Source organism: Candidatus Hydrogenedentota bacterium (assembly GCA_035416745.1).
Classification (GTDB): Bacteria; Hydrogenedentota; Hydrogenedentia; order Hydrogenedentales; family SLHB01; genus UBA2224.
The window spans coordinates 1-7,033 of the sequence record DAOLNV010000145.1 but is presented as its reverse complement, the minus strand read 5'-3'; the positions used below and the strand labels follow the sequence as shown (position 1 = coordinate 7,033).

The window sequence follows — 7,033 nt, the reverse complement described above, 5'->3', positions numbered from 1 at the left end:
CGTCCGCGGCAATGGCTGACGTCGGGCGGACTGGGCACCATGGGTTTCGGGCTGCCTGCTGCTATCGGCGCGTCGCTGGCCTGCCCCGGGCGGCGCGTGGTGTGTTTCAGCGGCGACGGCAGCCTGTTGATGAACGTCCAGGAACTGGTGACCGCCGTTGAAGAGAACGTGAACGTCAAGATCATTGTCATGGACAACAGGTCACTGGGCCTGGTGCATCAACAACAGGATCTCTTCTACGGACACCGGATTTTCGCATCCGATTACCGCGTGGCAACCGATTTCTGCGCGGTCGCGCGAGGGTTCGGCATGCGGTCCGCTGATCTGGGGACGGCGCGGGACCCGGCGGGTGTGCTTGCGGAAGCGCTGGCGGCGGCGGGGCCGTGTCTGATCCATGCGCCTATCGACGTGAACCAGAAAGTGTATCCGATGGTGCCGCCGGGCGCCGCGAACCGCGACATGCTCGCGTCGGAACCCATGCCGGCTTGAATGAGGGAATTGGACGGACCATCAGCGCACATAGAGGTGAAAGAACATGAGTATCGCAACGGAATCAACGGCCATCTCGGCATTACCGCGCACGGTGCTGGAATTGACGGTCAGAAACCATCCGGGCGTGATGTCGCACGTGTGCGGACTGTTCTCGCGCCGGGCCTACAACGTCGAGGGCATTTTGTGCATGGCTTTCGGCGACGGGTCCCTCAGCCACATCTGGTTGCTGGTAAACGAAGATGCCCGTCTCGACCAGATGATCAAACAAACCGAGAAACTGTATGACGTGCGCACCGTGCGCCGCCGCCCCGCCACCCACGAGGTGTTCACGCAGCTGGAAGCGTTTTTTCGGGAGTGATGGGGCGTTCTGGCCCGGTTGCGCGAGAGCCGGCGCCTGGCCCGGCAGCGGCTGACAGGATTTCTCGTTTCCCGAAAAGCAGAGGCACCGTCCACTGGGGGTGCTGACCATGCGGAGATACGGGAGCCGCCAGGCTTCGCCGTTCCCGGTCGTGTAGATGGTCTGGAACCCTCCGTACGATGCTGCCCGGGTCGCGATACGGGCCGGTCCGGCGGGGTTCAGCACCGGCCCATGCTTTGCGATACAGATGTTGGGCGCGAACCCATCGGCCGGCCGGGCTGTGGCGCCGCGGACCAGACATCCCTCCTCGACCCGCCATCCGGGGGAGGCCTGTGAGCTATCCGCCCATGCCGGACTGCTCTTGCCGGCCACAACGATCGCGGCAAGAACGACTCCTAACCCCAGGTGTGCCATCTGCATGGGCAGTCCTGTCTCTTCGCTCGGACCCAATAGTGGCCCGCTTTGTGGTTTGCGCAGGAAATGGCGAGGGGGGCAGACACTCGTTTCCGTGTGGTTGCGAATCCGGGCAGCCTGGCTACGATGGCATATCCTCGCCGGCGAGCACAAGGACAGTTGCGCAGGGAAAATGGCACAAAGACAGTGGCACAAAGACAGTTGAAATTTCTTTAAGGCGTTATTATTCTATATCCATATTTAAACATGTAGATCCACCTAGATCAGTGTATCATCACCCGGATGATAAATTGTGGCAGCCGTTTGACCGCGGCGCCGCGCTATAGGGGAAGGCGAGGCCGTGCTTTTCAATTCGGTCGAGTTTCTGATTTTCTTGCCATGCGTGTGCGCACTGTATTTCGCTTTGCCGTACCGTTGGCGATGGATTCTGCTGCTCCTGGCGAGTTACTACTTCTATGCCGCATGGAAGCCCGAGTATCTGATTCTTATCGTAGCCTCGACAGCCGTGGATTACGCCGCCGGTCTCATCATGGGGCTGACAGCGAACCGGCGAGTCCGTATTGGGGCTTTGTTGGCAAGTATCGGATGCAATTTCAGCCTGCTGTTTGCGTTCAAGTACTACAATTTCTTCAACACGTCCGTCCACCAAGCCGCGCAATGGCTGGGCTGGGAATACACGATGCCGGGTCTCGATGTCATTTTGCCCGTGGGCATCTCCTTCTACACCTTTCAGACCCTGAGCTACACATTCGAGGTTTTCAAAGGAACACACCCGCCTGAGCGGCATCCGGGCATCTTCGCGCTGTACGTGGCGTTCTTTCCGCAACTTGTTGCGGGGCCGATCGAACGCTCGGAGAATCTCCTTCCGCAGTTCCGCTGCAACCACGATTTCGATCACGGCCGAGCCATCATTGGGCTGCGCTACATTCTCTGGGGCTTGTTCAAGAAAGTGGTTGTGGCCGATCGCCTGGCTATGTTTGTCGATCCCGTTTACAACGACGTGGCGGGTGCGACGTCGCTCATGCTGCTGCTGGCCACGGTAGGTTTCGCTTTCCAAATCTACTGCGATTTTTCCGGCTACTCGGACATTGCGGTGGGGTCGGCGCGCATCCTCGGCTACCAGCTCATGACCAATTTCGACCGGCCCTACTTCGCGACGTCTATCGGGGATTTCTGGCGCCGCTGGCACATCTCGCTCTCGACGTGGTTTCGGGACTACGTGTACATTCCTCTTGGCGGGAGCCGCGTGAAGATTTCCCGCATGTACCTGAATCTCCTCATTGTGTTTGGAGCGAGCGGGCTGTGGCATGGCGCGGACTGGACGTTCGTGATCTGGGGCCTGCTTCACGCCGCTTACTACATCAGTTCGCACGCGACACGAGACATTCGCGCCACCGTCGTTCGCGCCACAGGACTCGACAAGGCGCCCCGGCTGCATCATGTGCTCCAGATTACGCTCACCTTCGTGCTGGTCAACATCGGATGGGTTTTCTTCCGTGCCAATTCCGTGAAGGACGCGTCATACGTCCTTCAACAGATGCCGGACCTTGTTTACTACGTGTTCAGCCCCGCAGCGGTCATAAGGGAGCTCAGCGCGTTGAGCGAGAATGCGTCACAACTGGCAATCACGGCAGGGGCAACGGTTCTCATGCTTGTTGCGGAGCATTTCCAGAGCAAGGGCGGCCCACCCCGGCTCCTCACCTTGCCAGTTCTCTCACTCCGCTGGGCCGCCTATGCTGTTTTGGCGGCTGCCATCATGAACTTCGGCGTTGTACAGAGAATCCCGTTCATCTATTTCCAGTTCTAAGTGGAGCAGCGACGTCCGATGACAGAGACGTATCACGAACAGACACCGAAGGCAGGGTTGGGATTGTTTCTCGTCAAAGCAGCCCTGTTTACCGCACTTCTCCTGGCGCTGCAAGTCGGCGTATCGCTTGTTTTCGGGGGTCAGCCGCCTCCTTCCTGGTTGGATCGGCCGCTTAACGACACATTGCAGGAATCGCCCGAGATCGTGTTTCTTGGAGACAGCTCGGTTTTTTCTCATCCCCCAGACGCTGATGACATGCGGCCCACATGCGTGATGCTTGGCGACCTCCTGCCCGAATACAAGGTTAGAGCCCTGTTGCTCCCTGGGATGCTCCCCACTCTCGATGCGGCTATTCTGCGCCGCCTGCAGAGTGAAGGGCTGCATCCGCGCTACGTTGTGATATGCATGAACCACTCGACGCTTCGCCCGTACGCCGCTGGCGCTCTTGGAAGACAATACGTTGAATCCAGGTTGTTTCTGGAACATGACGGGCTCCTGTTGCGGTCCTTTCTTCGCCCGATTTCCATCCTTAAGGGTATCGATAGCGCTCCAAGACCACGCGATGAACATCTTCGGTTTCTCGCGAAGGAAACAGGGGTATCCCTCAAGAGAGTAAGACGGGTCGATGAGGCAATTCGGACGAACACAGCCATGGCGAACCACCGTGATTTTCTGCAGTTGTATTTCGCCGCGCATTACAGTAAGGCGCTGCATGCAAAGCATCATGAATTGAAGGCTCTCCAGCGCTGCGCGGAGCTGGCCCGCGCCATGGGGGCGGAGCCCATCTTTTACCTGACGCCGATCAATCATGAGTTGATGCAAGACGCTGCGGGACACGAAATGGGGGAGAATGTACAGCGCGATTCCCGCATCATCCAGGAGGCGCTTGCGGAGGGCAACGCCAATGTCGTCGATCTTTCCGTGCATTTACCCATAAGGCATTTCTACGAAAGCCCCCTGCCGACCACACACTACGACGCCGAGGGCCGGATGCAGGTTGCGGAACAGCTTGCCGCGGAGATTCGCCGTTTGGACGCCGCATTGGAAACGGCGCACGGCGCGGAACCCGGCCCCCTGCCGTGAACGGGCGCCGGGCCGTTACAGCCCGTACTCCCGCAGTTTGTAGATGAGGTTACGGCGGCTGATGCCGAGCAGGTCGGCGGCGCGGGTCTTGTTGCCGCCGGTCTTCTCAAGCGCCTCGATAATGGCCCGGCGCTGGATCTCGCGCATGTCGCCCACAAGCACGCTGCTGGGTTTCCCGGCCGGCGCCGTATTCTGAAGGTGCGGGGGCAGGTCTTTGGGCAGCACGAGATTGCCGTCGGACATGATGACGGCGCGCTCGATGGCGTTTCGAAGTTCGCGCACGTTTCCCGGCCAGTCGTAGGCCATGAGCACGCGCTCGGTTGCAGGGGCGAGGCGCCGCTTGCCGTCTTTGAGGAAATGCGCAGCGAGGGGCAGGATGTCGTCGCGGCGTTCGCGCAACGGGGGGACCTCGAGGGCAAACACATTGAGCCGGTAATAGAGGTCTTCGCGAAACCGGCCTTCCCGGACATCGTTTTCGAGGCTGCGGTTGGTTGCGGCGATGACGCGCACGTCAACGGTGAGTTCCTGGCTGCCTCCTACGCGCCGTATATTGCCGCTTTCGAGGACATGCAGGAATGCTGGCTGAACCGCGAGGGGCAGTTCCCCGATTTCGTCGAGGAAAATGGAGCCCTGGTGGGCTTCCTGGAAGCGCCCGTTGCGTTGGGCGTCCGCGCCGGTGAACGCGCCTTTTTCGTGGCCGAACAGCTCGCTTTCGATAAGGTTTTCGGGCAGCGCGCCGCAGTTGACCTGCACGAAGGGCTGGGCGGCGCGCGCGCTCCGGCGGTGAATGTACGCGGCTACGACCTCTTTGCCCGTGCCGCTTTCTCCGAGCAGCAGCACGGTGGCCTCGGAGGGGGCGACTCTTTCGGCCTGTTGAAACACGGTACGCATCGCCTCGCTTTCGGCCACAATCCCTTCGGGCAACTCGGGAACGCCGGATTGAGAAACTGACCGCCCGGTTGGTCCCAGTGCATCATCCACGGCGGCGATCAGCTCATCGAGATCGACCGGCTTTTCGAGGTAATCCAGCGCGCCCTGTTTCATGGCGTGTACGGCGTCGCGAACGTCTATGTAAGCGGTCAATAGAATAACGGGCAGTTGAGGCCGGTCGCGCTTGACCGTTTCGAGGACTTCGAGGCCGCTCATTCCGGGCATGCGCACGTCGAGGAGCATGAGCGACGCCGCGGGCGCGGCTTCGAGCCCCTGGGGTCCGTCCTCGCACCGGATGGTGTCGTACCCCGCGCGCTCGAGGGCGTTTGCAAGCAGCTGGCGCTGGCCGGGGTCGTCGTCGACGATGGCGATGCGATGGCGGTGTTCCCTCATATCCCTAGCGTACCTCAGACATGCCTTCGATTGACACCTGTGTATTCGCGCCTGGCGCGGACCGGAACCGGAGGCGCCATCCATGTGCGCGGGCGATTTGGTCGACGATCGACAAACCCAGCCCCGAACCGCCTTCGAACCGCCCGAAATAGGGGTCGGTAAGGCGTCTCATGTCTTCGGGGGCAATGCCGCATCCCGTATCCTCGACAACAATACGCACGCTTCCCTGCACGCGTTCGGCACTCACGGTGACTGTGCCCCGGCTCTTCACCGCATGGATGGCGTTGATAACGAGATTCATCAGTGCCCTGCGCAGCATGGCTTCGTCCGCACGGACGGTCAGGCCGTTGTCTTCGCAATGGAACACGATGCCGGCGCCGCGCGCCTCCGCCTCGAACAGCGGTTTCATATCGTCGAACAGATTGGCCATGCTGACCGGGGCGGGGACGGGCTCAAGGGGCCGCGCAAACCCCAGGAACGAATTGATCTGCCCGACGGTGCGGTCGGATTCGTCGACAATCTGCTGGGCCATGCTGCGGATGTCGCGGCCCGCCTCGGGGGCTTCGAGAATGGACTGGGCCAGGCCGCGCACTACGCCCAGGGGGTTCTTGGTTTCGTGGGCGAGGCCGGCGCCCAGACGGGCGAGGCGTTGGCTTTCCGCCACCCGCTCTTCAGCGAGAAGCAGGTCGGTTACGAGTCGCCGTTTATGCAATTGCGAAACGAAGGCCCACACGCCCGAGCCAATAGCCAGCAGTACGATGACCGCGCCGCCGGCCAGGCGGAACCGCGCGTTGCGTATTGCCGCGCGCACATCCCCGGTGTGCAGCACGACAGTCAAGACATGCGGGCCCTCCTCCCATATCGCGTCGCCCAAGTCAGGGTCGTTCGCACGATTCCCGCCCGGGGAACCGGGCCCCCCGCCATGCCGAGGCCCTGGCCCGGGGTCGCCTTCGCCGCGCCCCCTTCCGCCGGGTCCCATGCCGGGTCCAACGTGCGCAAACTCGGCCGTGGCGGTCATGATGAGCGTTTCCGGTTGCCAGAGCGCCGTGTCGGGGGGCAGGGCGGGAACGTTTTTGAATTCTCCTCCCGCCGCCACAATCGCGCCGCTGGCTGAACGGAGCTGGAGCGCCAGAATGCCCGGCGTTTGGGCGAGCTCGTCAAAGATCGCCGCCAACCGGTCCATCCGGTACATGCCCCGCCGGCTTTGAGCACGAATGCCCGCGGTTAGTGCGTCGAGGGTAGTGCGGCCTTTCGCCAGGAGCTGGACTTGGGCGTTATCGACCTCGACATCGTACTGCCGGGCCAGGAGAAAAATGCTGGCAGCCGCCAGTACAGCGGCTGCCAGCACCAACAAGATAACCGGACTCCGAATGTTACCCTTCTGTTCCATGGACACTCAGTTTACCATGGACGGGCGCAGGGGCAGCATGGTCCGCAGCCGGGGCCGAAACCTTTGCCGCGTCCGGCACGGGGGCCAAAACCTTCGCCGCATCCCTCGCACGCGGCGCGGCCTCGGCCGTACCCGCTGGCCATGTCCTTTTGACCTTCGCCAAAAG

At 61.5% G+C, this 7,033-nt stretch carries 6 protein-coding genes; 4 read left to right on the top strand and 2 right to left on the bottom strand.

The window, feature by feature from the left end; translation table 11 throughout:
* From PLJ71_22090 to PLJ71_22075, 4 genes are all read left to right on the top strand, one after another.
* Positions 1–489 (top strand): thiamine pyrophosphate-dependent enzyme (locus tag PLJ71_22090; protein HQM51380.1); only part of this gene is annotated, 489 nt, incomplete at its 5' end.
* 46 nt (positions 490–535) lie between these two features.
* Positions 536–850 carry an acetolactate synthase small subunit gene (ilvN, locus tag PLJ71_22085; GenBank protein ID HQM51379.1) on the top strand — a complete coding sequence of 105 codons (315 nt, stop codon included), beginning with the start codon at positions 536–538 and terminating at the stop codon, positions 848–850.
* A 754-nt stretch (positions 851–1,604) separates the two neighbouring features.
* Entirely contained in the window at positions 1,605–3,071 is a 1,467-nt protein-coding gene (locus tag PLJ71_22080; protein ID HQM51378.1) for an MBOAT family protein, read from the top strand.
* Between the two features lie 18 nt (positions 3,072–3,089).
* Positions 3,090–4,154 carry a hypothetical protein gene (locus tag PLJ71_22075; GenBank protein ID HQM51377.1) on the top strand — a complete coding sequence of 355 codons (1,065 nt, stop codon included), beginning with the start codon at positions 3,090–3,092 and terminating at the stop codon, positions 4,152–4,154.
* A gap of 15 nt (positions 4,155–4,169) precedes the next feature.
* On the opposite strand, the gene PLJ71_22070 is transcribed toward PLJ71_22075, so the two are convergent.
* Together PLJ71_22070 and PLJ71_22065 are read right to left on the bottom strand one after the other, a co-directional pair.
* On the bottom strand, positions 4,170–5,477 hold the full coding sequence (locus PLJ71_22070) for a sigma-54 dependent transcriptional regulator (protein ID HQM51376.1): 1,308 nt from the start codon (positions 5,475–5,477) through the stop codon (positions 4,170–4,172).
* Between the two features lie 4 nt (positions 5,478–5,481).
* Entirely contained in the window at positions 5,482–6,867 is a 1,386-nt protein-coding gene (locus tag PLJ71_22065) for an ATP-binding protein (GenBank protein ID HQM51375.1), read from the bottom strand.
* Positions 6,868–7,033: the final 166 nt, after the last annotated feature.

Bases quoted from the DNA above. Each gene is read 5' to 3' on its own strand.
- ilvN (HQM51379.1), top strand. From the start codon at position 536: ATGAGTATCGCAACGGAATCAACGGCCATCTCGGCATTACCGCGCACG.
- PLJ71_22075 (HQM51377.1), top strand. From the start codon at position 3,090: ATGACAGAGACGTATCACGAACAGACACCGAAGGCAGGGTTGGGATTG.
- PLJ71_22070 (HQM51376.1), bottom strand. From the start codon at position 5,477: ATGAGGGAACACCGCCATCGCATCGCCATCGTCGACGACGACCCCGGC.
- PLJ71_22065 (HQM51375.1), bottom strand. From the start codon at position 6,867: ATGGAACAGAAGGGTAACATTCGGAGTCCGGTTATCTTGTTGGTGCTG.